At 71.5% G+C, this 23,942-nt stretch carries 20 protein-coding genes; 6 read left to right on the top strand and 14 right to left on the bottom strand.

From position 1 onward, the window contains the following. Positions 1 to 54 precede the first annotated feature (54 nt). A complete protein-coding gene (locus ACFYX3_RS20485; RefSeq protein ID WP_389015302.1) occupies positions 55 to 567 on the top strand; it encodes a GNAT family N-acetyltransferase in 513 nt (170 codons plus the stop codon). A gap of 61 nt (positions 568 to 628) precedes the next feature. On the opposite strand, the gene pssA is transcribed toward ACFYX3_RS20485, so the two are convergent. The 9 genes from pssA to ACFYX3_RS20440 all read right to left on the bottom strand — a co-directional run bounded on the left by pssA (position 629) and on the right by ACFYX3_RS20440 (position 11,534). Continuing rightward, complete coding sequence (pssA, locus tag ACFYX3_RS20480; RefSeq protein ID WP_352027487.1) at positions 629 to 1,495, bottom strand: CDP-diacylglycerol--serine O-phosphatidyltransferase; 867 nt, start codon at positions 1,493 to 1,495, stop codon at positions 629 to 631. Then, positions 1,488 to 2,144, bottom strand: coding sequence for a phosphatidylserine decarboxylase (locus ACFYX3_RS20475; protein ID WP_073812552.1), 657 nt, complete (start codon positions 2,142 to 2,144; stop codon positions 1,488 to 1,490). The genes pssA and ACFYX3_RS20475 overlap by 8 nt, the downstream gene beginning before the upstream one ends. Positions 2,145 to 2,313: 169 nt before the next feature. Next, a complete protein-coding gene (locus ACFYX3_RS20470) occupies positions 2,314 to 3,519 on the bottom strand; it encodes an acyl-CoA dehydrogenase family protein (RefSeq protein WP_017236794.1) in 1,206 nt (401 codons plus the stop codon). A gap of 3 nt (positions 3,520 to 3,522) precedes the next feature. After that, entirely contained in the window at positions 3,523 to 4,035 is a 513-nt protein-coding gene (locus tag ACFYX3_RS20465) for a MaoC family dehydratase (RefSeq protein ID WP_015656728.1), read from the bottom strand. Between the two features lie 5 nt (positions 4,036 to 4,040). Then, positions 4,041 to 5,006: a CoA ester lyase gene (locus ACFYX3_RS20460; protein ID WP_015037486.1), complete on the bottom strand. Its 966-nt coding sequence runs from the start codon at positions 5,004 to 5,006 to the stop codon at positions 4,041 to 4,043. After that, entirely contained in the window at positions 5,003 to 7,039 is a 2,037-nt protein-coding gene (locus ACFYX3_RS20455) for a protein meaA (RefSeq protein ID WP_389015203.1), read from the bottom strand. The genes ACFYX3_RS20460 and ACFYX3_RS20455 overlap by 4 nt, the downstream gene beginning before the upstream one ends. Positions 7,040 to 7,049: 10 nt before the next feature. Next, on the bottom strand, positions 7,050 to 8,387 hold the full coding sequence (ccrA, locus tag ACFYX3_RS20450; RefSeq protein ID WP_116158041.1) for a crotonyl-CoA carboxylase/reductase: 1,338 nt from the start codon (positions 8,385 to 8,387) through the stop codon (positions 7,050 to 7,052). Positions 8,388 to 8,788: 401 nt separating this feature from the next. Continuing rightward, on the bottom strand, positions 8,789 to 9,637 hold the full coding sequence (locus ACFYX3_RS20445) for a TetR family transcriptional regulator (RefSeq protein WP_352027470.1): 849 nt from the start codon (positions 9,635 to 9,637) through the stop codon (positions 8,789 to 8,791). A 115-nt stretch (positions 9,638 to 9,752) separates the two neighbouring features. Beyond that, positions 9,753 to 11,534, bottom strand: a complete 1,782-nt coding sequence (locus tag ACFYX3_RS20440) for a 3-hydroxyacyl-CoA dehydrogenase family protein (RefSeq protein WP_382652134.1) — start codon at positions 11,532 to 11,534, stop codon at positions 9,753 to 9,755. Between the two features lie 296 nt (positions 11,535 to 11,830). Here ACFYX3_RS20440 and ACFYX3_RS20435 point away from each other — a divergent pair, with 296 nt between their 5' ends. Then, the gene (locus ACFYX3_RS20435) at positions 11,831 to 12,451 is read left to right on the top strand and encodes a HEAT repeat domain-containing protein (protein ID WP_382652137.1); all 621 of its coding nucleotides are present in this window, start codon (positions 11,831 to 11,833) and stop codon (positions 12,449 to 12,451) included. Here the strand turns inward: ACFYX3_RS20435 and ACFYX3_RS20430 are convergent. The 4 genes from ACFYX3_RS20430 to ACFYX3_RS20415 all read right to left on the bottom strand — a co-directional run bounded on the left by ACFYX3_RS20430 (position 12,425) and on the right by ACFYX3_RS20415 (position 17,110). Continuing rightward, complete coding sequence (locus ACFYX3_RS20430; RefSeq protein WP_389015197.1) at positions 12,425 to 13,672, bottom strand: MFS transporter; 1,248 nt, start codon at positions 13,670 to 13,672, stop codon at positions 12,425 to 12,427. The two genes, ACFYX3_RS20435 and ACFYX3_RS20430, sit on opposite strands and share 27 nt — an antisense overlap. Before the next feature lie 133 nt (positions 13,673 to 13,805). After that, a complete protein-coding gene (locus ACFYX3_RS20425; protein ID WP_389015194.1) occupies positions 13,806 to 14,255 on the bottom strand; it encodes a RidA family protein in 450 nt (149 codons plus the stop codon). 79 nt (positions 14,256 to 14,334) lie between these two features. Continuing rightward, entirely contained in the window at positions 14,335 to 15,963 is a 1,629-nt protein-coding gene (locus ACFYX3_RS20420) for an alpha/beta hydrolase (protein ID WP_389015191.1), read from the bottom strand. Between the two features lie 115 nt (positions 15,964 to 16,078). Beyond that, positions 16,079 to 17,110: an Rv2578c family radical SAM protein gene (locus ACFYX3_RS20415; protein ID WP_389015188.1), complete on the bottom strand. Its 1,032-nt coding sequence runs from the start codon at positions 17,108 to 17,110 to the stop codon at positions 16,079 to 16,081. A gap of 147 nt (positions 17,111 to 17,257) precedes the next feature. On the opposite strand from ACFYX3_RS20415, the gene ACFYX3_RS20410 reads away from it, so the two are divergent. Continuing rightward, a complete protein-coding gene (locus ACFYX3_RS20410; protein WP_116158034.1) occupies positions 17,258 to 17,701 on the top strand; it encodes an SRPBCC family protein in 444 nt (147 codons plus the stop codon). Positions 17,702 to 17,940: 239 nt separating this feature from the next. Then, a complete protein-coding gene (locus tag ACFYX3_RS20405) occupies positions 17,941 to 20,382 on the top strand; it encodes an MFS transporter (RefSeq protein ID WP_385659143.1) in 2,442 nt (813 codons plus the stop codon). 11 nt (positions 20,383 to 20,393) lie between these two features. Here the strand turns inward: ACFYX3_RS20405 and ACFYX3_RS20400 are convergent, their stop codons facing one another. Beyond that, on the bottom strand, positions 20,394 to 21,557 hold the full coding sequence (locus ACFYX3_RS20400; RefSeq protein ID WP_389015185.1) for a hypothetical protein: 1,164 nt from the start codon (positions 21,555 to 21,557) through the stop codon (positions 20,394 to 20,396). 219 nt (positions 21,558 to 21,776) lie between these two features. Between ACFYX3_RS20400 and ACFYX3_RS20395 the strand changes: the two genes are divergently transcribed. Both ACFYX3_RS20395 and ACFYX3_RS20390 read left to right on the top strand, forming a co-directional pair. Next, a complete protein-coding gene (locus ACFYX3_RS20395; RefSeq protein WP_389015182.1) occupies positions 21,777 to 22,610 on the top strand; it encodes a M55 family metallopeptidase in 834 nt (277 codons plus the stop codon). Continuing rightward, positions 22,603 to 23,937, top strand: a complete 1,335-nt coding sequence (locus tag ACFYX3_RS20390) for a M20/M25/M40 family metallo-hydrolase (protein ID WP_389015179.1) — start codon at positions 22,603 to 22,605, stop codon at positions 23,935 to 23,937. The genes ACFYX3_RS20395 and ACFYX3_RS20390 overlap by 8 nt, the downstream gene beginning before the upstream one ends. The last annotated feature ends 5 nt before the right edge of the window (positions 23,938 to 23,942 follow it).

Here is a 23,942-nt window from a genome sequence, read left to right as displayed (position 1 = left end):
GCCTCCTGGGACGATCGTCCGGATCTGCTGTGCCTGGAGCGGCGGCTCGACGTCATCGAGCGGCTCACCCCCGCCGCCGTACGCGCCCACGCCCCCGTCGGACTCGCCGCGCTTCTCGTGGACGCCGTGGACGGCGGCGCCTCCGTGGGCTTTCTGGCACCCCTGGAGACCGCCGAGGCGGCCGACTGGTGGTCGGCGGTCGCCGAGGAGGCGGAGAGGGGCGTACGGGACGTCTGGGCCGCCCGCGGGCCCGACGGGAGTCTCACCGGCGTCGTCACCCTCGTCCGGGCCGGCACGGACAACGGCCGGCACCGCGGCGAGATCTCCCGGCTCCTCGTCCACCGCTCCGCCCGCGGCCGCGGACTCGGGCAGCGCCTGCTCGCCACGGCCGAGGCGCACGCCGCCGCCACCGGCCTCGGACTGCTCGTCCTGGACACCCAGACCGACAGCCCGGCCGAGCGCCTCTACCGGGGAGCGGGCTGGACCGTCGCCGGGACGATCCCGGACTTCGCCGCCGACCCCGCCGGCGTGCTTCGCGCCACCACGCTCTACTACAAGAGGGTCTAGGGCGGGCATGCGAAAGGGCCCGGGAGGCTGTTCGCCTCCCGGGCCCTTCGTACGCCGTCCGCTACGGCAGCTGGGCCGCCCGCGCCTCCCGGCTCTCACGCCGGTTGCCGCGGAAGGTGTTCACCCGGCGGGCCGTCGCGAAGAGGGGGATCACGGCGCCCATCACGACCTGGAGCGCGCAGCCGGTCTGGAGCAGGATCTGTCCGCCCGGGGCGTCGAACGCCCACGCGGCCAGCATCGCCATCGCTCCGACGATCCAGCTGAGCATGGCCGCCGCGAGGACACCTCGCGGCTTCGGGTACTCCACCCGGCTCACCATCAGCCACGCCGTGCCGATGATCGCGAGCAGGGTCGGGATGAACGGCAGCTCGAGCAGGATGATCGAGACGACCGTCAGCGCGCCGAAGGGGCTCGGCATGCCCTGGAACATGCCGTCCTTCATCGTCACGCAGGAGAAGCGGGCCAGCCGCAGGACCACCGCGAGCAGGACCACGATCGCGGCGACCGCCGAGACCTTCTGCTGCGCGTCGTCCGCGACCATGCCGTACACGAGCACGAAGTAGGCCGGGGCCAGACCGAAGCTGATGAGGTCCGACAGGTTGTCGAGCTCGGCGCCCATCGGCGAGCTGCGGAGCTTGCGCGCCACGATGCCGTCGAAGAGGTCGAAGATCGCCGCGGCCAGCATCAGGATCACGGCGGTGGCGGCGCTGTTGCGCGCCATGCCGGTCTCGCTGCTGCCGGTGAGGTGCGGGATGAGGATGCCGGTGGTGGTGAAGTACACCGCCATGAAGCCGCACGTGGCGTTACCGAGCGTGAGGGCGTCCGCTATGGACAGCCTCAGCGACAGCGGCATCTCCTCGGCTTCCTCGGCCGCCTCCGCATCCGCGTCGGCGGCCCAGTCGGCAGCCCGTGTGTCGGGATCAATCACGGTCAATGCGAGTCACCCCCGCGGTGGTGGCCTGGCCGACCTCGACCGCGACCTCGACACCCTCGGGGAGGTAGATGTCGACGCGCGAGCCGAAGCGGATCAGACCGATACGGTCACCCTGCTCGACCTTCGTCCCCTGGGGGATGTACGGCACGATCCGACGGGCGACGGCGCCCGCGATCTGGACCATCTCGATGTCGCCGAGCTCGGTGTCGAAGTGCCAGACAACGCGCTCGTTGTTCTCGCTCTCCTTGTTGAACGCCGGGACGAACCCGCCCGGGATGTGCTCCACGGACGTCACCGTGCCGGCCAGCGGCGCGCGGTTGACGTGGACGTTCAGCGGGCTCATGAAGATGGCGACCCGGGTGCGTCCGTCCTTCCACGGCATGATGCTCTGCACCACACCGTCGGCGGGGGAGATGACCCGGCCCTGAGCGATCTCGCGCTCGGGGTCGCGGAAGAACCACAGCATGCCGGCCGCGAGCGCGGTGGTCGGCACGGCGATGGCCGCGGCACGCCTCGACTTGCGCGCGCGCACGAGGCTGAGCGCCGCGGTGGCGACGGTCGGGAGGAGCCACGGCGATGCTCCGCGCGCGAGGCGTACGCCGGAGAGGCTGTCGCGGTGTGCAGAGGTTTGGCTGTGGGGCATGGATGACCTTCGTAGCGGATGATGCCGCACTGGCAACGGGGGACGGCGGCTTTCCGGCGATGCTATCGGTTGCGGGGCGCAACTGGGCAAGCCAGGAACCGAGTCGACGGCCGGAAGACGAACACAGGGTGTGATCTTCTTCGCGGCCGAACCGACTCAAAAGCGACAATCAACCCTGGAATCGGTACTCCTCGAGCAGCCGACGACCAATGATCATTTTCTGGATCTCGGCGGTACCTTCACCGATGAGCAGCATCGGGGCCTCGCGGTAGAGGCGCTCGATCTCGTACTCCTTCGAGAACCCGTATCCACCGTGGATGCGGAAGGCATCCTCCACGACCTCCTTGCAGTACTCGGAGGCGAGGTACTTCGCCATCCCTGCTTCGAGGTCGTTTCGTTCCCCGGAGTCCTTTTTGCGTGCTGCATTCACCATCATGGCATGGGCGGCCTCGACCTTGGTAGCCATCTCGGCCAGCTTGAACTGAATCGCCTGGTGCTGGGCGATCGCCTTGCCGAAAGTGTGACGTTGCTGGGCATAAGAGACACCCAGTTCGAAAGCACGCTGCGCGACGCCGCAACCACGGGCCGCCACGTTCACGCGGCCGACCTCGACGCCGTCCATCATTTGGTAAAACCCTCGGCCGGTGACCCCGCCGAGCACGCGATTGGCCGGAATGCGCAGTCCGTCCATGATGAGTTCGGTCGTGTCGACGCCCTTGTAACCCATCTTGTCGATCTTCCCGGGGATCGTGAGGCCGGGGCGGACCTCTCCGAAGCCGGGCTCCTTCTCGACGAGGAAGGTCGTCATCGACTTGTGGGGGGCCGTGCCCTCCGGGTGTCCTTCGTCACTTCGGACGAGAACGGCCACCAGCGTCGACGTCCCGCCGTTCGTCAGCCACATCTTCTGGCCGTTGAGGACGTACTCGTCGCCGTCCTTGACGGCCTTCGAGGTGATCGCCGACACGTCCGAGCCGAGGCCCGGCTCCGACATCGAGAAGGCGCCGCGCGTCTCGCCGGCCGCCATCCGCGGAAGGAAGTACTCCTTCTGCTCCTGCGTGCCGTGCTGCTTGAGCATGTACGCCACGATGAAGTGCGTGTTGATGATGCCGGAGACCGACATCCAGCCGCGGGCGATCTCCTCCACGCACAGCGCGTAGGTGAGCAGCGACTCGCCCAGGCCCCCGTACTCCTCGGGGATCATCAGGCCGAAGACGCCGAGCTCCTTGAGCCCGTCGACGATCTGCTGCGGGTACTCGTCGCGGTGCTCGAGCTCCGTCGCGACCGGGATGATCTCCTTGTCGACGAAGTCCCGGACGGTGGCGAGGATCTCCTGCTGGACATCGGTCAGACCGTGGGTCTGGGCGAGACGCGCCATGACTTACTTCCCCTGTTCCTTCAGCTCGGGGCGGCCGGGCTGCTCGCCGCCGCGCTCCTTGATGTACGTCTCGGTGGGGACCATCACCTTGCGGCGGAAGACGCACACGAGGGTGCCGTCCTGCTTGTAGCCCTTGGTCTCGACGTAGACGATGCCGCGGTCGTTCTTCGACTTCGACGGGGTCTTGTCGAGGACCGTGGTCTCGCCGTAGATCGTGTCGCCGTGGAAGGTCGGCGCCACGTGCCGCAGCGACTCGATCTCCAGGTTGGCGATGGCCTTGCCGGAGACGTCCGGCACGGACATGCCGAGCAGCAGCGAGTAGATGTAGTTGCCGACGACGACGTTCTTGCCGAAATCCGTCGTGTTCTCGGCGTAGTTCACATCCATGTGCAGCGGATGGTGGTTCATCGTCAGCAGGCAGAAGAGGTGGTCGTCGTACTCGGTGACCGTCTTTCCGGGCCAGTGCTTGTAGACGGCACCGACTTCGAACTCTTCGTAGGTACGGCCGAACTGCATCGCTCTCAGGCCTCCGGGATCTCGAACTTGCTGGTGCGCTGCATGCCGGCGGCGCGGCCCTTGCCGGAGATGACCAGGGCCATCTTGCGGGAGGCCTCGTCGATCATCTCGTCGCCGAGCATCGCGGAGCCCTTCTTCCCGCCGGCCTCGGACGTGTAGTAGTCGTACGCGTCGAGGATCAGCTCGGCGTGGTCGTAGTCCTCCTGCGAGGGCGAGAAGATCTCGTTCGCGGCGGCGACCTGGTCCGGGTGGAGCACCCACTTGCCGTCGAAGCCCAGGGCGGCGGCGCGCTGCGCGACGGCCTTGTAGCCCTCCTGGTTGCGGATCTGCAGGTAGGGGCCGTCGATCGCCTGGAGGTTGTTGGCGCGGGCCGCCATCAGGATGCTCATCAGGATGTGGTGGTACGCGTCCGCCGGGTAGCCGGGCGGCTGCTCGCCGACGACGAGGGACTTCATGTTGATGGAGGCCATGAAGTCGGCCGGGCCGAAGATGATCGTCTCGACGCGCTGGGAGGCCTGCGCGATCGCGTTGACGTTGGTCAGGCCCTGGGCGTTCTCGATCTGCGCCTCGATGCCGATCTTGCCGACCTCGAAGCCCATGGTCTTCTCGATCTGCGTGAGCAGCAGGTCGAGGGCGACGATCTGCTGGGCGTCCTGGACCTTCGGCAGCATGATGCAGTCGAGGTTCTGGCCGGCGCCCTCGACGACCGTGACGACGTCGCGGTAGGTCCAGTGGGTCGTCCAGTCGTTGACGCGGACCACGCGGGTCTTGCCGGTCCAGTCGCCCTCGTTCAGGAACTTCACGATGGTGTGCCGGGCCTCGGGCTTGGCCAGCGGGGCGCACGCGTCCTCCAGGTCGAGGAAGACCTGGTCGGCGGCGAGGCCCTGGGCCTTCTCGAGGAAGCGCGGGTTGGAGCCGGGGACCGCCAGGCAGGAGCGGCGGGGGCGGAGCCGGTTCACAGGGCTGGTCATGCGAGGACCTCCGTACTTTCCAGGGGGCTGAGCTTGTTCGCTTGCCGGATCTCGTCGACGATACGGCCGATGATCTCCGTGATGCCGAAGTCCTTCGGTGTGAAGACGGCGGCGACACCCGCGCGCTTCAGTTCTGCGGCGTCGGCGTTCGGGATGATGCCACCGACGATGACCGGGATGTCCGTCGCGCCCGCCTCGCGGAGGCGGTCGAGGACGTCGGGGACCAGCGCGGAGTGCGAGCCGGAGAGGATCGACAGGCCCACGCAGTGCACGTCCTCCGCCAGGGTGGCGTCGACGATCTGCTCGGGGGTCAGCCGGATGCCCTGGTAGACCACCTCGAAACCGGCGTCACGCGCGCGGACGGCGATCTGCTCGGCCCCGTTGGAGTGCCCGTCCAGGCCCGGCTTGCCGACGAGCAGCCGCAGCCGCCCGCAGTTCAGGTCCTCGGCGGTCCTGGCGACCTTCTCGCGGACCAGGGCGAGCGGCGTGCCCGCCTCGGCCGTCACGGCCACCGGGGCGGAGGAGACGCCGGTCGGGGCGCGGAACTCGCCGAACACCTCGCGCAGGGCCCCGGCCCACTCGCCGGTGGTGACGCCGGCGCGGGCGCACTCCAGGGTGGCCTCCATGAGGTTCTCCGTGCCCTTGGCGGCCTCCTTGAGGCGCTCCAGGGCCTTGCAGGGCCGCGGGTGGTTGAACGGCGGCTGGTAGCGGTTGTCGCGCCAGGTCTTCATCGAGCCGACGACGCGGGCCTCGACGGCCGGGTCGACCGTCATGATCGCGGTGTCCAGGTCGGCCGTGAGGGGGTTCTCCTCGGTCGACTGGAAGATGTTGACGCCGACGATCTTGTCCTCGCCGGCCTCGATCCGGGCGCGCCGCTCGGCGTGCGAGGAGACCAGCTGCGACTTGAGGTAACCGGACTCGACGGCGGCCATCGCGCCGCCCATCTCCTGGATCCGGTCGATCTCGGCGAGGCACTCCTCGACGAGGGCGTCCACCTTGGCCTCGATGACGTGCGAGCCGGCGAAGATGTCCTCGTACTCCAGCAGGTCGGACTCGTGGGCGAGCACCTGCTGGATGCGGAGCGACCACTGCTGGTCCCAGGGCCGGGGGAGGCCGAGGGCCTCGTTCCAGGCCGGGAGCTGCACGGCACGCGCGCGGGCGTCCTTGGAGAGGGTGACGGCCAGCATCTCCAGGACGATCCGCTGGACGTTGTTCTCCGGCTGGGCCTCGGTGAGGCCGAGGGAGTTGACCTGGACGCCGTAGCGGAAGCGCCGCTGCTTGGCGTTCTCGATGCCGTACCGCTCCAGCGTGATCTTGTCCCAGATGCGGCCGAAGGCGCGCATCTTGCACATCTCCTCGATGAAGCGGACGCCCGCGTTCACGAAGAAGGAGATGCGGGCGACGACCTCGCCGAAGCGGTCCTCGGGGACCTGACCGGAGTCGCGGACCGAGTCGAGGACCGCGATCGCGGTCGCCATCGCGTACGAGATCTCCTGGACCGGCGTGGCCCCGGCCTCCTGCAGGTGGTAGCTGCAGATGTTGATCGGGTTCCACTTCGGTATGTGGTTGACCGTGTACGCGATCATGTCCGTCGTGAGGCGGAGCGAGGGGCCGGGCGGGAAGACGTGCGTCCCGCGCGACAGGTACTCCTTCACGATGTCGTTCTGGGTGGTGCCCTGGAGCTGGGTGATGTCCGCACCCTGCTCCTCGGCGGCCACCTGGTAGAGCGCCAGCAGCCACATGGCGGTGGCGTTGATGGTCATCGAGGTGTTCATCTGCTCCAGGGGGATGTCCTGGAACAGCCGGCGCATGTCACCGAGGTGCGAGACGGGGACGCCGACCCGGCCGACCTCGCCGCGGGCGAGGATGTGGTCGGGGTCGTACCCGGTCTGCGTCGGCAGGTCGAACGCGACCGAGAGGCCGGTCTGACCCTTGGCGAGGTTGCGCCGGTACAGCTCGTTGGACGCCTCGGCGGTCGAATGACCCGCGTACGTCCGCATGAGCCACGGCCGGTCCTTCTGGCGCTCTGTCATCTTCGGGACCTCAGATGTTCCGGAAGCGGTTGATGGCGTCGATGTGCTGGGCCCGGAGCTCCGGGTTGCTGACGCCCAGGCCCTCCTGCGGGGCGAGGGCGAGGACGCCGACCTTGCCCTGGTGGAGGTTGCGGTGGACGTCGTAGGCGGCCTGGCCGGTCTCCTCCAGGGAGTAGACCTTCGAGAGCGTCGGGTGGATCTTGCCCTTGGCGATCAGGCGGTTGGCCTCCCACGCCTCGCGGTAGTTGGCGAAGTGCGAGCCGATGATCCGCTTCAGCGACATCCACAGGTAGCGGTTGTCGTACTGGTGCATGTAGCCCGAGGTCGAGGCGCAGGTGGTGATGGTGCCGCCCTTGCGGGTGACGTACACGGAGGCGCCGAAGGTCTCGCGGCCCGGGTGCTCGAAGACGATGTCGATGTCCTCGCCGCCGGTCAGCTCACGGATCTTGGAGCCGAAGCGCTTCCACTCGCGCGGGTCCTGGGTGTTCTCGTCCTTCCAGAACTTGTAGCCCTCGGCGTTGCGGTCGATGACCGCGTCGGCGCCCATGGCCCGGCAGATGTCGGCCTTCTCGGGGGAGGAGACGACACAGATCGGGTTGGCGCCGCCGGCCAGGGCGAACTGCGTGGCGTACGAGCCGAGTCCGCCGCTCGCGCCCCAGATGAGGACGTTGTCGCCCTGCTTCATGCCGGCGCCGTTGCGGGAGACCAGCTGGCGGTAGGCGGTGGAGTTGACGAGGCCGGGGGCCGCCGCCTCCTCCCAGCTGAGGTGGCCGGGCTTCGGCATCAGCTGGTTGGACTTGACGAGGGCGATCTCGGCGAGGCCGCCGAAGTTGGTCTCGAAGCCCCAGATGCGCTGCTCGGGGTCGAGCATCGTGTCGTTGTGGCCGTCGGAGGACTCCAGTTCGACCGACAGGCAGTGCGCGACGACCTCGTCGCCGGGCTGCCAGGCGTTGACGCCCGGGCCGGTGCGCAGGACGACGCCCGCGAGGTCGGAACCGATGACGTGGTACGGCAGGTCGTGGCGCTTGGTGAGCTCGGACAGCCGCCCGTAGCGCTCCAGGAAGCCGAAGGTCGAGACGGGCTCGAAGATCGAGGTCCAGACCGAGTTGTAGTTGACGGAGCTCGCCATGACGGCCACGAGGGCCTCGCCCGGTCCGAGCTCGGGGAGCGCGACGTCGTCGAGGTGGAGCGACTTGCGCGGGTCCTTGTCGCGGCTGGCGAGCCCGGCGAACATCTCCTGCTCGTCCTTGTGGACGGTGACGGCGCGGTACGACTCGGGCAGGGCGATGTTCGCGAAGTCGGCGGACGTGGCGTCCGGCGACTGGATCGCGGCCAGGATTTCCTTCACGGGTTGCCTCCGGCGGTGAGCGTCCTGAGGGAGGGACGCCTGAGGGTTACGGCGGGACGTGCTGCTGTGGAGGTGTGCCGTCGGTTCGGCTCGGTGGTGCGGTGGCGGCGCTGTGTGGTGGAGCGCGGGGTGCCTGTGACGCAGGCGTCCGGGCGCACCGACCGTCGGTCGGTGGGGACAGCCGGAGCGCGAGGTGTGGTCTCTGCGCTCCGGCCGCCCGGACAACATCAACGTATGGCACGCCGTGTCACCTGACAAGGCACTGCGTGCCAACAATTTCACTCAGATGCAATCTGCCCGTCACGGATGAGCGATGATCGATCGAAATGGCCGCTGAGCTGCGGGAACGCAAAGAGGGCCGCCCCCGGAAATCCGGGGACGGCCCTCCTCGTCGAGCGGTGTCAGGCGCCCTTGAGCGCCTGCTGGATGGTCCGCATGACCTCGTCGAGCGGAGCGTCCGTACGCGCCACGGCGACCACCACGTCGCCCGTCGTGGACGCCGTCGCGGCGGCCGGCGGCTCCGGGGCGGCAGACTCGGCCGGTACGGCGGCGGTGCCGCTCCCCGCGGGCGCCGGGCGGGCGCCTATGCCCGAGCCGAAGGTCTCCCGGACGATCGCGAAGGCGTGGTCGAGCTGGGCCTCCACGTCACCCTGGCCGCCGGCCCGCAGCCAGCGGCGCAGCACGTGGTTGTGGGCGGTGACGACCGCCGACGCGGCCACCTCGGCGAGCAGCGGGTCGTCGTTGCCGTCGTGGTGGTCCCGCTCGTCGAAGTGCCCGAGGAGATAGCGGGTGAAGAGCCGCTCGTAGCGGGCGACCGAGGCGATCTCCCGCTCGCGCAGGGTCGGCACCTCGCGGGTGAGCCGGTAGCGCTCCACGGAGACCGCGGGGGACCCCGCGTACATCTTCATGACTTCCTTGATGCCCCGGCACACCGTGTCGAGCGGGTGCTCGTGCGGCGGCGCGGCGTTCAGCACCGCCTCCGCCCGTACGAGGGTGTCGTCGTGGTCGGGGAAGATCGCCTCTTCCTTGGACCGGAAATGCCGGAAGAACGTCCGCCGCGCGACCCCGGCCGTGGCCGCGATCTCGTCGACGGTCGTCGCCTCGTACCCCTTGGTCGCGAAGAGCTCCATCGCGGCCGCGGCGAGCTCCCGGCGCATCTTGAGCCGCTGCGCGGCGGCACGAGTGCCCGCCGCGCTCTCCGGAGCGTCGGACGGGGACGTGGCACGGGGTGTCTTCGCGGCCTTGGGCATGGTCCGAAAGTACTGCATCGGAGTGGGAGTGTGCCCAGGTGGGGGCGGGGAGGCCCCCGGGGCACCGTCGGTGCCCGGGGGACTCAGCAGACCGCCCCAGCCGGCGGTGCGGGGCTCAGCGTCGGGCATATTCGCGGAAGCCGCGACCCGTCTTGCGGCCCAGGCAGCCGGCCGCCACCAGGTGCTCGAGGAGCGGGGCGGGGGCGAGGCCCGGGTCGCGGAACTCGCGGTGCAGCACCTGCTCGATCGCGAGCGAGACGTCCAGGCCGACCACGTCGAGCAGCTCGAACGGGCCCATCGGGTAGCCGCCGCCCAGCTTCATCGCCGCGTCGATGTCGTCCAGGGTCGCGTAGTGCTCCTGGACCATCTTGATCGCGTTGTTCAGGTACGGGAAGAGCAGCGCGTTCACGATGAAGCCGGCGCGGTCGCCGCAGTCCACCGGGTGCTTCCGGATCTTCGCCGTGACCTCGCGGACGGTGGCGTGGACGTCGTCGCCGGTCAGGACCGTGCGGACGATCTCGACCAGCTTCATCGCCGGCGCCGGGTTGAAGAAGTGCATCCCGATGACGTCCTGCGGGCGCGTGGTGGCGCGGGCGCAGGCGATGACCGGCAGCGAGGAGGTCGTGGTGGCCAGCACCGCGCCCGGCTTGCAGATCTTGTCGAGCCGCCCGAACAGCTCCTGCTTGACCGCGAGGTCCTCGGCGACCGCCTCGACGGCCAGGTCGACCTCGGCGAAGGCGTCGAGCGAGCCGGCCGGGGTGATCAGGGCGAGCGTCTCGTCGCGGGCCTCGCCCGTCATCCGGCCCTTGTCGACCGAGCGGCCCAGGGACTTGGCGATCCGGGCCTTCGCGGCGTCCGCCTTCTCCTGCGAGCGGGCGGCGAGCACGACCGCGTACCCGGCCTTCGCGAAGACCTCGGCGATGCCGGAGGCCATGGTGCCCGAGCCGGCGACGCCGACCGAGCGGACCTCGCGGCCGCCGCCGGCCTCGGCGGAGGTGAGCGGGGTCAGCGCGTCGCGGACCACCTCGCCGGAGCCCGGCGCCTCGTACGTGTAGAAGCCGCGGCCCGCCTTGCGGCCGGTCAGACCGGCCTCGCTGAGCTGCTTGAGGATCGGGGCGGGGGCGTGCAGCCGGTCGTGCGAGGCCGCGTACATGGCCTCCAGGACCGTACGGGCGGTGTCGACGCCGATCAGGTCGAGCAGCGCCAGCGGGCCCATCGGCAGGCCGCAGCCCAGCTTCATCGCCGCGTCGATGTCCTCGCGGGAGGCGTACTTGGCCTCGTACATGGCGGCGGCCTGGTTCAGGTAGCCGAAGAGCAGCCCGTCCGCGATGAAGCCGGCCCGGTCTCCGACCGCCACCGGCTCCTTGCCGAGGTCCTGGGCGAGCCGGGTGACGGCGTCCACGGCCTTCGGGTCGGTCAGCACGGAGGAGACCACCTCGACCAGCTTCATGGCCTGGACCGGGGCGAAGAAGTGCAGGCCGAGGACCCGCTCGGGGTGTGCCGAGTCGGCGGCGAGCCGGGTCACGGAGAGGGCGTTGGTGCCGGTGGCCAGGATGGCGTCCGGCCGGACGATCCCGTCCAGGGCCCGGAAGACCTCCTGCTTCGCCTCGTACGACTCGGGCACGACCTCGATCACGAGGTCGGCGTCGGCGGCCGCCTGCAGGTCGGAGAAGGTACGGAAGCGGGCGAGGACGTCCTGCCGCTCCTCCTCGGTGATCCGCTCACGGGCCACCGCACGGGCGGTGGAGGCCTCCAGGGCGGCGACGGCCTGGGCGGCTGCGGCGTCGCTGATGTCGATGCCGATGACCTCACGGCCGGCCCGGGCGAGGACATCGGCGATACCCGAGCCCATGGTGCCGAGACCGACGACGGCGATGGTGGAGAGAGGGGTGTCCATCAGGGGACTCCAGAGGAAGAGTGACGACTGAGGGCAGCGCGCGCGAAAGGGCGCGGGAAAGTGCGAGGGCGGACCCCGGAAAAGAGGGCGGTGCCCTGGGAAAGGTGAGACGGACTCTGTCCCGGAGTCACGTCGAGACTGCCGAACCGACGAACGAACACAACGGCTGCGTCACCAGGCCGTCGTGAGAAGTGCGGGTGGTGCCCGCTCACCTGAGACTAACCGGCTGGTAACGAGCGCGCCAGTCCCGGGAAGTTGGGAAAGTGTGATCTGGATCGCGGATAGGGTTCGGATTCATGGAAATCTCCGAGGACCCGGAATTCTGCTCGATGATCGATCGATTGCGGGACGAGATCGAGAATGACTCCGGAGAAGTCCCGACGGCATTCACGGAACTGGTGGAAGTCGCGGATCGCGTCGGATCCGAGGACCGCGCCGAGGAACTGCACCGCGTCCTCACCGCACCCGGACAGCCGCTCTGGGCCCGGGAGATCGCCGCCTACGCCCTCGGTGTCGCCGGCGACCCCCGTGCCTTCGAGGCCCTCGTGCTCCTCCTCAACCACCGCGACCCGGAGCGCTGCGTCACCGCCGCGCACGCCCTGGTCCGGCTCGGCGACCCGCGCACCGCACGCGCGGCCGCCGCCCTCGCCACCAACGAACTCCGCGTCGCCTACGCCCTGCTGCCGGTGCGGCTGCTCGCCGAACTCCGCGCACCCGAGTCCGTGCCGGCCCTGATCACCGTCCTCGGACGGCGACTTCGGGCCGACGACCCGCACTGGAGGGTCGGCCTCGCCTGCGCCGAGGGCCTCGGAACCCTGGGCGACGCCCGGGCCCGCCCCGTGCTGGAGGCGGCCCTTCCGCACCCCCGGCTCGGCGCCGCGGCCCGGACGTCACTTCAGCGACTCGACACCCGCTGACGCGGGACGCCGACGGACGGGGAGCAGTGTCCCCACCGCTGCGAGAACGGCCGGGAGCGCGGCGAGCGCGAAGCACAGCGGCAGCGACAGCCGCCCCACCAGGAGGCCCGCACCGGCCGTCGCCGCCGTCGTGCCGGCGTTGAACGCGGTGTTGACCCAGGCGCCGGCCCGGGTGCGCCGCTCCTCCCCGACGGCCTCGTCGGCCAGGAGATAGGCGCTGGTGAGCGCCGGCGCCACGAAGAGGCCGCCGAGCGCCACCCAGCCGACCAGCGCGTACGGATGCGGGGAGAGCCCCGCCACCGCCAGGACCGCACCGAGGCCGAGCGCGAGGGCCGACAGGCGTACGGCGGTGGGAACGCGCCACGGCACGGCGCCGTACACGAGGCCGCCGACCGCGCTGCCCGCCGAGAGGGCCGCCGCCGCCCACGGCACGGCCCCGGGGCGGTGGTGTGCGTCGGCGAACGCGATCACAAGCAACTCGACGGCGCCCAGGCACATGCCGACCCCGGCCGCCACGGCCGCCGCCCTCGGCAGCCCGGCCCCGGGGCCGCCCCGCCTGCCCCCGGCCGGCTCCGGCGTCCCGGGATCCTGCTCGACGGCCCCGCCCCGCACCACCGGCGAGGTGACGAGCGCGAGCGTGCCGGTCAGGACGAGCCCCGCGCTCACCGCGAGCCCGGCGGGCGCCGACGCGTACCGCACGAGCAGGCCCACCAGCAACGGGCCCGTGACGAAGAGGAGTTCCTCCGCCACCGTGTCCAGGCTGTACGCGCGCCGCAGCAGGTTCCGGTCGGTCAGCATCCCGCTCCACAGCGCCCGCGACACCGGGCCGAGCGGCGGCGGCAGCGCCCCCGCGGCGGCGGCCAGGACCACGAGGGCGAGCAGCGGGGTCGCGGGCCGGGCGGTCGCCACCGCGAGCGCGACGAGCAGCAGCGCGGACCCGGCGGCCAGGGGTACGAGCGCGCGGCGCGGCCCGAACCGGTCGACCAGGGCGGCCCGCGCGGGTGACAGCAGGACACCGGTCAGCCCGAACACGGCCATGACCGTGCCGGCCGCGGCGTACGAACCGGTGCCGTCCTTGACGGAGAGGACCAGGGAGAGCGGGGCGACGCCGTAGGACAGCCGCCCCAGGAGGGCGGCGCCGAAGGTACGGCGGGCGTGCGGGGTCCGCAGCACCGCGGCGTACGTGGGCGCGGGGGAGCGGACGGGGGAGATCACGGACATGACGGAGTTCCTCGGAAGAGGCGCCGGGCAGCGGCCGGCGGCGCCTGGGCGTGCGGGGACGGCGGGACACCGCGCCCGGCTGGGCACGGTCGTCGGATCGCCGACTCCTACGCACGGAAGAGGAACATGCGCGTCAACGTAGCAGACGGGGCTCCGCCCCGGCCTCGCCCGACGCCGCCGTCTGCTCCGGTACCAGCGCGAACGCCTCGATCTCCACGAGCAGTTCCGGACGGACGAGCGCCGACACCTGGACCGCCGAGCTCGCCGGCAGCGGCGCGCCCGCGAAGTGCGCGTCCCGCGCGTCCCGCACCGCCGGGAGGTGGGCCACGTCCGTGACGAAGTACGTCAGCTTCACCACGTCCCCGAAGGCCGCGCCGGCCGCCGCGAGGCAGCGCTCCAGGTTCGCGAAGACCTGGTGGGCCTGGGCCGCCGCGTCGCCCTCCCCGACCACGGCGCCGGAGGCGTCCAGGGCGCACTGCCCGGATATCGCGACGAACCGGCCCGTGCCCCACACGACGTGGCTGTACTGGGGGCTGGGCGCGAGGCCGTCGGGAGCGGGCACATGGGTCAGGTGGCTCGTCATGCCCCACATCCTCGCGCACACCACCGACAGTGCCCGCCACCCCTTGCGGGGCGCGGGCACCGGGGAACGTCGGGAGGGGTCAGCGCACGTGGCCCAGCAGGCCGTGGAGGGCGACGCCGGCCCGTTCCGCGCGCACGGCGCCGGCCCGCTTGCCGGCCTTCTCCGGGGCCGTCGGCGCCGCCGCGGTCACCGGCTCGGGCTCGGGCTCGGGGAGCGCGGCGCAGACCGCGTCCACCTCGGTGTCGCCCTCGCCGCGCGGGACCTTGCCCGTGGCCAGGTAGGCGGCCAGGTGCTCGTCGAGGCAGTCGTTCCCGCCGAGGGTGATCCCGTGGTTCCCGCCGCCCTCCTCGACGACGAGGCTGGAGCCGCGCATCAGGCGGTGCAGGGCGACCCCGCCCTCGTACGGCGTCGCCGCGTCGTCGGTGGCCTGGAAGACGAGGACCGGCGGCACCTGGTCGTTGGTGAGGTCCGGCGGGGTCAGGGAGTCCACCGGCCAGAAGGCGCAGGGCGCGTTGTACCAGGCGTTGTTCCAGGTCGAGAACGGCGCCTTCGCGTGCACGTCCCAGTTGTCCTTGCGCCACACGTTCCAGTCGCGGGGCCAGGCCGCGTCCCGGCACTGCACGCTCGTGTAGACCGAGTAGCCGTTGTCGGCGGCCGCGTCGGCCTCCCCGTACCGCTCGTAGGCCTCCTTCAGCGGCACCGGGTCCGCGTCGTTGACGTACGCGGCGAAGGCGCTCGCGAGGCGGGGCCAGTAGCCGTTGTAGTACCCGCCGGGCAGGAAGGTGTCCTCCAGCTCGGCGGGGCCGACCTTGCCGCCGGCCGGGGTCGTGCGCAGCGCGTCGCGCATCCGGTACCAGGCGGCCTCGACCGCGGCCGGGTCGGTGCCCAGCTCGTACACGGCGTTCTGCTTGGCCACCCAGGCCATGAAGTCCTTGTGGCGGTTGTCGAAGGCGTAGTCCTGCGCGATGTTGTCCTCGTACCAGACGCCGTGCGGGTTGACGACGGAGTCGAGCGCCATCCGCCGCACCCGGTCCGGGTACAGGCGCGCGTAGACGGAGCCCAGGTAGGTGCCGTACGAGTAGCCGAGGTAGTTGATCCTCGGTGCGCCGAGCGCCTGGCGGATCGCGTCCAGGTCCCGGGCGGTGCTCACGGTGTCGATGTACGGCAGCACGTCCGCGTACTTCTTGCCGCAGGCCTCGGCGAAGGACTGCGCCCGCCCGACGGCCGCCCGCTCGGCCGCCGCCCCGGTCGGCACCGAGTCCGGCCGCACCGGCGCGAAGTGGCCGGGCTCGCAGTCGAGCGCGGGCTCGCTCTTGCCGACGCCGCGCGGGTCGAAGCCGATCACGTCGTACTCGGCGGCCACCTTCGGGGGCAGCGAGGCCGCCACGTACCCGGCCATGCCGCGCCCGCTGCCGCCGGGCCCGCCCGGGTTCACGAGCAGCGGGCCCTGGAAGGCCTTCGCGGTGTGCGGGACGCGGGTGAGGGCCAGGGTGATCTTCCGCCCGGCCGGGTCGTCGTGGTTGAGCGGCACCTTCAGGGTGGCGCACTGGAGCGTGGGGTACGCCTTCGTGGTGCAGTCGCTCCAGGCGAGCCGGGGGAGCGGTCGGGGGGTCGGTTCGCCGGCGTCGGCGGGGGCGGGCTGCAGGACGGTGACCGTCCCGGCGACCAGCGCTCCAGCGGCGATCAGCATTCCTGCGCGTGGGGTCATAGGGCGTTTGTGTCCCGAACCGGCGCCGAGGGGACCGGTTTCGGCGAGAGTTGACCCGAACGGATGCGGATCCGACGGCGCGTCAGGCGACCGGTCCGATCATCGGAGCGGCGGGTCAGAGGAAGGTGAGCTGCTCCGGGGCGACCGCCGTGGCGGGCCGTTCCGGTACGGGGATCCGGCGTGCGGCGCCCCGGTGCGCGGGTCCGATGCCGAACTCGGCCGCCAGCTCGTGCACCTGACGGGTGATCCGGCGCTGGTACCAGGTCGGCGCGTAGGCCCCGTCCGCGTACATCCGCTCGTACCGCCCCACCAGGCCCGGGTGGTGCGCGCGCAGCCAGGCCGTGAACCACTCGCGGGCGCCCGGCCGCAGGTGCAGGACGAGCGGGGTGACCGAGCTCGCACCGGCCTCGGCGATCGCGCGGACGGTCGCGCGCAGCTGCTCGGGACGGTCGCCGAGGAAGGGCACCACGGGCGCCATCAGGACCCCGCAGTCGATGCCGTGCTCGCCGAGCGTGCGGACCACGTCGAGGCGGCGCTGCGGTGAGGGGGTGCCGGGCTCGATCGTGCGCCAGAGCTCCTGGTCGGTGAAGCCCACGGAGACGGAGATGCCGACCTCGGTGACCCGGGCGGCCTGGGTGAGGAGCTCCAGGTCGCGCAGGATCAGCGTGCCCTTGGTGAGGATCGAGAACGGGTTCGCCCGGTCCCGCAGCGCCGTGAGGATGCCCGGCATGAGGCGGTAGCGGCCCTCGGCGCGCTGGTAGCAGTCGACGTTGGTGCCCATGGCGATGTGCGCGCCCTGCCAACGGGCGGAGGCGAGCTGCCGGGCGAGCAGCTCCGGGGCATTGGTCTTGACGACGATCTGGGAGTCGAAGCCGAGGCCGGTGTCGAGGTCGAGATAGCTGTGGGTCTTCCTCGCGAAACAGTAGACGCACGCGTGCGTACAACCCCGGTACGGATTGACCGTCCATTCGAACGGCATCCGGGAGGCGCCGGGCACCCGGTTGAGGATCGAGCGGGCCCGGACCTCGTGGAAGGTGATGCCGCGGAACTCGGGGGTGTCGAAGGTGCGGGTGGTCACCGAGTCCGTGCCGAACAGGGCGATGTCGGCGGGGGCGGCGGGGGTGTCGCCCAGATTGTCCCAGCGCATGGACGCCTCCTCGATGGCTCTGCCTCGACCGTTCGCCCAGAATAGAACACCTGTTCCCTTGATCGCCGCAACCCGGATTTCGCCCCCCGGAGCCCACGTGGTTCGCTTGGCCCACACCCCTGAGGAATCACGAGCTGGAGGAAGTCAATGGCGCAGGTCGAGGCCACCACGGAACGGATCATCGCCGCGGACGCGGAGACGGTGTTCGACGCGCTGGCCGACTACAGCGGCACGCGCGCGAAGCTGCTCCCCGAGCACTTCAGCGAGTACGAGGTGCGCGAGGGCGGCGACGGCGAGGGCACCCTCGTCCACTGGAAGCTCCAGGCCACGAGCAAGCGCGTCCGCGACTGCCTCCTGGAGGTCAGTGAGCCCACCGACGGGCAGCTCGTCGAGAAGGACCGCAACTCCTCCATGGTCACCACCTGGACCGTGACCCCCGCCGGCGAGGGCAAGTCCCGCGCCGTCGTCACCACCGTCTGGAACGGCGCCGGCGGCATCGGCGGCTTCTTCGAGCGGACCTTCGCGCCCAAGGGTCTCGGTCGCATCTACGACGCCGTCCTCGCCAAGCTGGCGGACGAGGTCGAGAAGTAACGCCCGGAGCGTTCACCGATTCGAGTGGATCGCCCGCACCCCCGTACCGGCGCCCCAGCGCACCGAGGGGGCGCGGGCCTTCTCGTAAACGCGCTGATGAGCGACCCAAGTGCGCCGTGACGCAGGGACGTTCGTCCCCCGGATCGCCACCGCCCTCCCGTACCGCCCGACTTGCTCCCCCTTCGCGCGCAATGCGAAGAATGGCGCGGCGCAGACGCCGTGACGAGGGGAGCAGACACGTGGGTGCGATCACGATCGTGAAAGACCGTGACGGGGACGCGGAACCGCTCGCCCCGGACGGGCCGGCCGCCGACCTCGCACCGCCTCCCGAGCCGGGACCCGCCGCGCTCGAACCCCGCCGCGTCCGGCTCGTCTTCTGCGGCCTCATGCTCGCGCTGCTCCTCGCCGCGCTCGAGCAGATGATCGTCGCCACCGCCCTGCCGAAGATCGTCGGCGAACTCCACGGTCTCGACCGGATGTCCTGGGCGATCACCGCCTACCTGCTGACCTCCACCATCGGCCTGCCGGTCTACGGAAAGCTCGGCGACCTCCTCGGCCGCAAGGGCGTCTTCCTCTTCGCCATCGTCGTCTTCGTCATCGGCTCCGGCCTCGCCGGCTGGTCCCGCACCATGGACCAGCTCATCGCCTTCCGCGCGATCCAGGGCATCGGCGCCGGCGGCCTCATGATCGGCGTCCAGGCGATCATCGCCGACATCGTCCCCGCCCGGGAACGCGGCCGCTACATGGGGCTCATCGGCGCCGCCTTCGGCCTCGCCTCCGTCGCCGGACCCCTGCTGGGCGGCTTCTTCACCGACCACGTCTCCTGGCGCTGGTGCTTCTACTTCAACGTGCCCTTCGGGCTCCTCACCCTCGCCGTCGTCGCCGCCGTCCTCAAGCTCCCGAAACCCGCCGCACGCGCGCGCCTCGACGTCCTCGGCGCACTGCTCCTCGCCGCCGCCTCCACCTGCCTGGTCCTGCTGACGAGCTGGGGCGGCACCGAGTACGCCTGGGACTCCCGGGTCATCCTCGCCCTCGCCGCCGGAGCCGCCGGAGCGGCCGTCCTCTTCGTGGTCGTCGAGCGCTTCGCGCCCGAACCGCTCATCCCGCTCCGGCTGTTCCGCGACTCCGTCTTCACCGTCACCGCCCTCGTCGGCGCCGTGATCGGCATCGCGCTCTTCGGCGCCGCCAGCTACCTCCCCAGCTTCCTGCAGATGGTCGAGGGCGCCAGCGCCACCGAGTCCGGCCTGCTGATGCTGCCCCTCATGGGCGGCATCGTCATCGCCTCCGTCGTCTCCGGCCAGCTCATCAGCCGCACCGGCCACTACAAGATCTACCCGGTGATCGGCGCGGCCGTCTCCGCCCTCGGCATGTGGCTGCTCTCCCGCATGGACACCGACACCCCGCGCCTCCAGCACAGCCTCTGGCAGGCCGTCCTCGGCGCCGGCATCGGCCTCGTCATGCCGGTCCTCGTGCTCGCCGTGCAGAACTCCGTACGCCCCGCCGACCTCGGCACCGCCACCAGCGCCCACAACTACTTCCGCCAGATCGGCGGCAGCGTCGGCGCCGCCGTCTTCGGCACCCTCTTCGCCTCCCGGCTCGACGACGCCCTGAGCGACCGGCTCGCGGGCGTCCTCGCCCAGGGCGGCCCCACGCGGCTGCCGCCGGCCGAGTCGATCACCCCGGGGACCGTCCACACCCTGCCGCCCGCCCTGCGCGACGCCTACGTGCAGGCGTACGCGGACGCGATGCCGCGGATCTTCCTCTACCTCGTGCCGGTCCTCGTGCTCGGCCTCGTCCTCGCCTTCTTCCTCAAGGAGAAACCGCTGGTGTCCCACACCCCCGCCACCGAGGCCCCCACCACCCCCGTCCCGCATGCCCGCCACGCGGCCCCCGCCGCGGCCGCCGCCCCCGCACCGCCGCACTCCGGGGTGCCCGTCTGCGGCACCGTCCAGCACCACGACGGCAGCCGCGTCCCCCGGGCCGCGCTCACCCTCATCGACGTCCAGGGCCGGCAGATCGGCCGCGGCGCCAGCGGGGAGGACGGCCGGTACGCCCTGAGCGTCCCCGGCGGCGGCGCGTACGTCCTGATCGCCGCGGCCGGCGGACACCAGCCACAGGCCGTCTCCGTCACCGTCGGCGACCGGCCCGTGGAGCTCGACGTCGTCCTCGGCGGCGCCGGGCGGCTCGCGGGCAGCGTCGTCACCGCCGACGGCACGCCCGTACGGGACGCGGCCGTCACCCTCACCGACGTACGAGGCGAGGTCGTCGCCTCCACCCGCAGCGGGCGCGAGGGCGGCTACGTCATCGGCGAACTGGTCGCGGGCGAGTACACGCTCGCCGCCAGCGCCCCCGCCTTCCGGCCCGCCGCGCTCCCCGTGAGCGTCCAGGCCTCCCGCGAGACCCGCCAGGACATCGAGCTGGCCGGCGGCGCGGTGCTCCGCGGCACCGTACGGGCCGGGGGAGGGCGCCCCGTGGAGGACGCCCGGGTCACCCTCCTCGACGCCGCGGGCAACGTCGTCGACACCCTCACCACCGGCGCCGACGGCACCTTCCGCTTCGTCGACCTGTCCTCCGGCGAGTACACGGTCATCGCCGCCGGGTACCCGCCCGTCGCCACCGTCCTCCAGGTGGCCGGCGGCGGCCGCACCGAGCGCGACCTCCAGCTCGGCCACGAGGACTGAGCCTTCCGCCGTCAGGAGGAGGCGGTCGTCGTCGCCCTGCGCAGCGCGCTGATGCAGGTGCCGATCGCCTCCTGGAGGGCTTCGAGGCGCTGGAGCATGTCCGCCTCGTAGATGTCCTCCTCCATCACCTCGTCGAGCGTGAGCTCCTCGAAGACCTTCGTCGCCTTCTGCAGGCTGTTGTAGAACTTCGTCCGCCGCTCCTGGACACGCAGCGCCGGGTCCTCCTCGACCGCCTTGGCGACCAGGCCCTTCACCGTGTCGTAGGCCTCGCCGGCCCACTCGCCCGCCTCCTCCGAGTCGTCCAGCTCGTCGAGGAGCGACAGGTGCCGCTCGGCCTCGGCCCGCAGCTCGGCCGGCGCCTCCACGGTCTGCCCGGCGGGGGTCCTGATCTGGCCGTTCTCGACGATCTGCCGCACGTACCCGATGCGGTCGGCCGCCTTCGCCTCGTTCGCCACCGCCTTCTTCAGGTCGTCGGTACGGGCGAAGGCGCGGGCCATCTCGGTCTGGAGCGCCGGGTCCTCCTTCATCCGGTCGAGCAGCGCCCCGCGCGCGGCCTCCGCCGTCCCCGGGTCGGCGAGGATCGCCGCCCGCAGCGCCGTCGGGTTCTCCGCGACCTCCAGGGCCTTCGTCGGCCGGATGCCCTCCGCCTCGGCCGCCGCGCTGATCGCCTGGCCGCGCACGGAGGACGCGCTGTTGCGGGAGGTGTAGTACGAGAGCCAGACGTCCGCGTCCGGCAGCTCGATGTCCTCGCCCGGGACCAGGACCTCGAACTGCGGGACGAGACCGTCGTCCGCCGCCATGTCCCAGGCCTTGTAGTAGCGCATGACCCGCTCGGGCGAGCACCCGGCGAGCTCCGCGAAGGCCTTCGCGGAGACCTTCGCCGCCGCCGTCCCCTCGGCGGCCTGCCCGCCGGGCCGGACGCTCCGCGCCACCTTCAACGCGAAGGTCCAGCCACCGGTCCGCGCGTAGACCCCGAACTCCCGGGCGTCACGGACGACGACGGGGTCGTGATCACGGGCCTGGTCGTCGTGGTTCGCGTCCTGCGCGTCGTCCGGTGCGTTCTGGGGATCGGGGGCCGAGGGCTCCCAGAACTCCGGCTCCTCCGCCATGACGGGCGGCCCGGCGGTCCCGGGCTCGGCGGGGGACGTTTCGGACGGGGTGAAGGCGATGGCCACCGAGTTCTCTCCGGAAGGTCGACAACGACAACTGCGGCCGACAGCCTATACGCGCCCGTTGGCGATGTTTCGTCCCTTTTCTCGTACGGGGAGCCCAGGAGGGCATCCGGAACCGGCCGGGTGATCCGTACCGCCGTCCGGTCCATGTCATTGGTCCACTCCAACGATGGTTATCCACAGGGGTGGTGGGGCCGTCGGGCGGCGCGTACGGTGCCAGGCATGAAGATCCTCATCAGCGCCGACATGGAGGGCGCGACCGGTGTGACCTGGCCCGCCGACGTGCTGCCCGGCACGCCCCAGTGGGAGCGGTGCCGCGCGATGTTCACGTCCGACGTGAACGCCGCCGTGCTCGGCTTCTTCGACGGCGGTGCGGACGAGGTCCTCATCAACGAGGCGCACTGGTCCATGCGGAACCTGCTCCTGGAGCGGCTCGACGAGCGGGCCGAGATGCTCACCGGCAAGCACAAGTCGCTCTCGATGGTCGAGGGCGTGCAGCACGGGGACGTCGACGGCATCGCGTTCGTCGGCTACCACACCGGCGCGGGCACCGAGGGTGTCCTCGCGCACACGTATCTCGCCAACTCGATCACCGGGGTCTGGCTCAACGGCGAGCGGGCGAGCGAGGGCCTGCTCAACGCCCGTGTCGTCGCGGAGTACGGCGTGCCCGTCGTCCTCGTCACCGGCGACGACCTGACCTGCGAGGACGCCCTCGGCTACGCGCCCGAGGCGCCCAAGGTCGCCGTCAAGGACCACGTCTCCCGGTACGCGGCGGTGTGCCGCACCCCGGCCCGGACAGCCGCCGACATCCGCGCCGCCGCGAAGACGGGCGCCGCGCTCGCCGTCCGGCACGAGCCGGTCCGGGGCGGCCCCTTCACCGTGGAGCTGGAGTTCGACGCCGAGCACCTGGGCGCCGCCGCCACGGTGGTTCCCGGCGTGGCGCGGAGCGGCGAGCGGCGCGTCGCGTACACCAGCGAGACGATGTACGAGGCAATTCGCACGTTCAAGGCGGTCACGACCATCGTCTCGGCCGCGGTGGAGGAGCAGTATGGCTGAGGAGGTCCGGGGCCCGGACACGACGGCGCTCGACGAGGTGGTCACCTTCACCTCCGAGCTCATCCGCATCGACACCACCAACCGGGGCGGCGGCGACTGCCGCGAGCGGCCGGCCGCCGAGTACGTCGCCGAGCGGCTCGCGGACGCCGGGATCGAACCCACCCTCCTGGAGCGGACCCCCGGCCGCACCAACGTCGTGGCGCGGATCCCCGGCACCGACCCCTCGGCCGAGGCGCTCCTCGTCCACGGCCACCTGGACGTCGTGCCCGCCGACCCCGCCGAATGGACCGTGCACCCCTTCTCCGGCGAGGTCCGCGACGGGATCGTCTGGGGGCGCGGCGCCGTCGACATGAAGAACATGGACGCGATGGTCCTGGCCGTCGTCCGCTCCTGGGCCCGCCAGGGCATCCGGCCCCGCCGCGACATCGTCCTCGCCTACACCGCCGACGAGGAGGCCAGCGCCGAGGACGGCTCCGGCTTCCTCGCCGACCGGCACGCGGCCCTCTTCGAAGGGTGTACGGAGGGCATCAGCGAGTCCGGGGCGTTCAGCTTCCACCCGCAGCCCGGCACCACCCTCTACCCGATCGCGGCCGGGGAGCGGGGCACCGCCTGGCTCAAGCTCACCGCCCACGGCCGGGCCGGCCACGGCTCCAAGGTGAACGCGGAGAACGCCGTCACCCGCCTCGCCACCGCCGTCGCCCGGATCGGCACCCACACCTGGCCGGTCCGCCTCACCACCACCGTCCGCGCCGCCCTCAAGGAACTCGCGGCGCTCTACGGCATCGACGTCGACACCAGCGCCCGCGACCTCGACGTCGATCTCCTCCTCGACAAGCTGGGCCCCGCCGCCGCGCTCGTCGAGCCGACCGTCCGCAACAGCGCCAACCCGACGATGCTGGAGGCCGGTTACAAGGTCAACGTCATCCCGGGCCAGGCCGTCGCCTACATCGACGGGCGGATGCTGCCGGGCGCCGAGGAGGAGTTCGCCGCCACCATGGACCAGCTCACCGGGCCCGACGTGGAGTGGGAGTTCCACCACCGCGAGGTGCCCCTGGAGGCGCCGGTCGACTCGCCGACCTTCGCCAAGCTGCGGGCCGCCGTCGAGCGCTTCGACCCGGCCGGGCACGTCGTGCCGTTCACCATGTCCGGCGGCACCGACGCCAAGCAGTTCTCCCGGCTCGGCATCACCGGGTACGGCTTCTCGCCGCTCCGGCTGCCCCCGGACCTCGACTACGGAGCGCTCTTCCACGGCGTCGACGAGCGGGTCCCGGTGGACGCCCTGCACTTCGGCGTCCGCGTGCTCGACCACTATCTGAAGTCCGCCTAGGACAT

The sequence above is a fragment of the Streptomyces sp. NPDC002463 genome, from assembly GCF_042889835.1.
In the GTDB taxonomy this organism is placed as follows: domain Bacteria; phylum Actinomycetota; class Actinomycetes; order Streptomycetales; family Streptomycetaceae; genus Streptomyces; species Streptomyces nymphaeiformis.
This window is presented reverse-complemented; position numbering and strand designations above follow the sequence as displayed.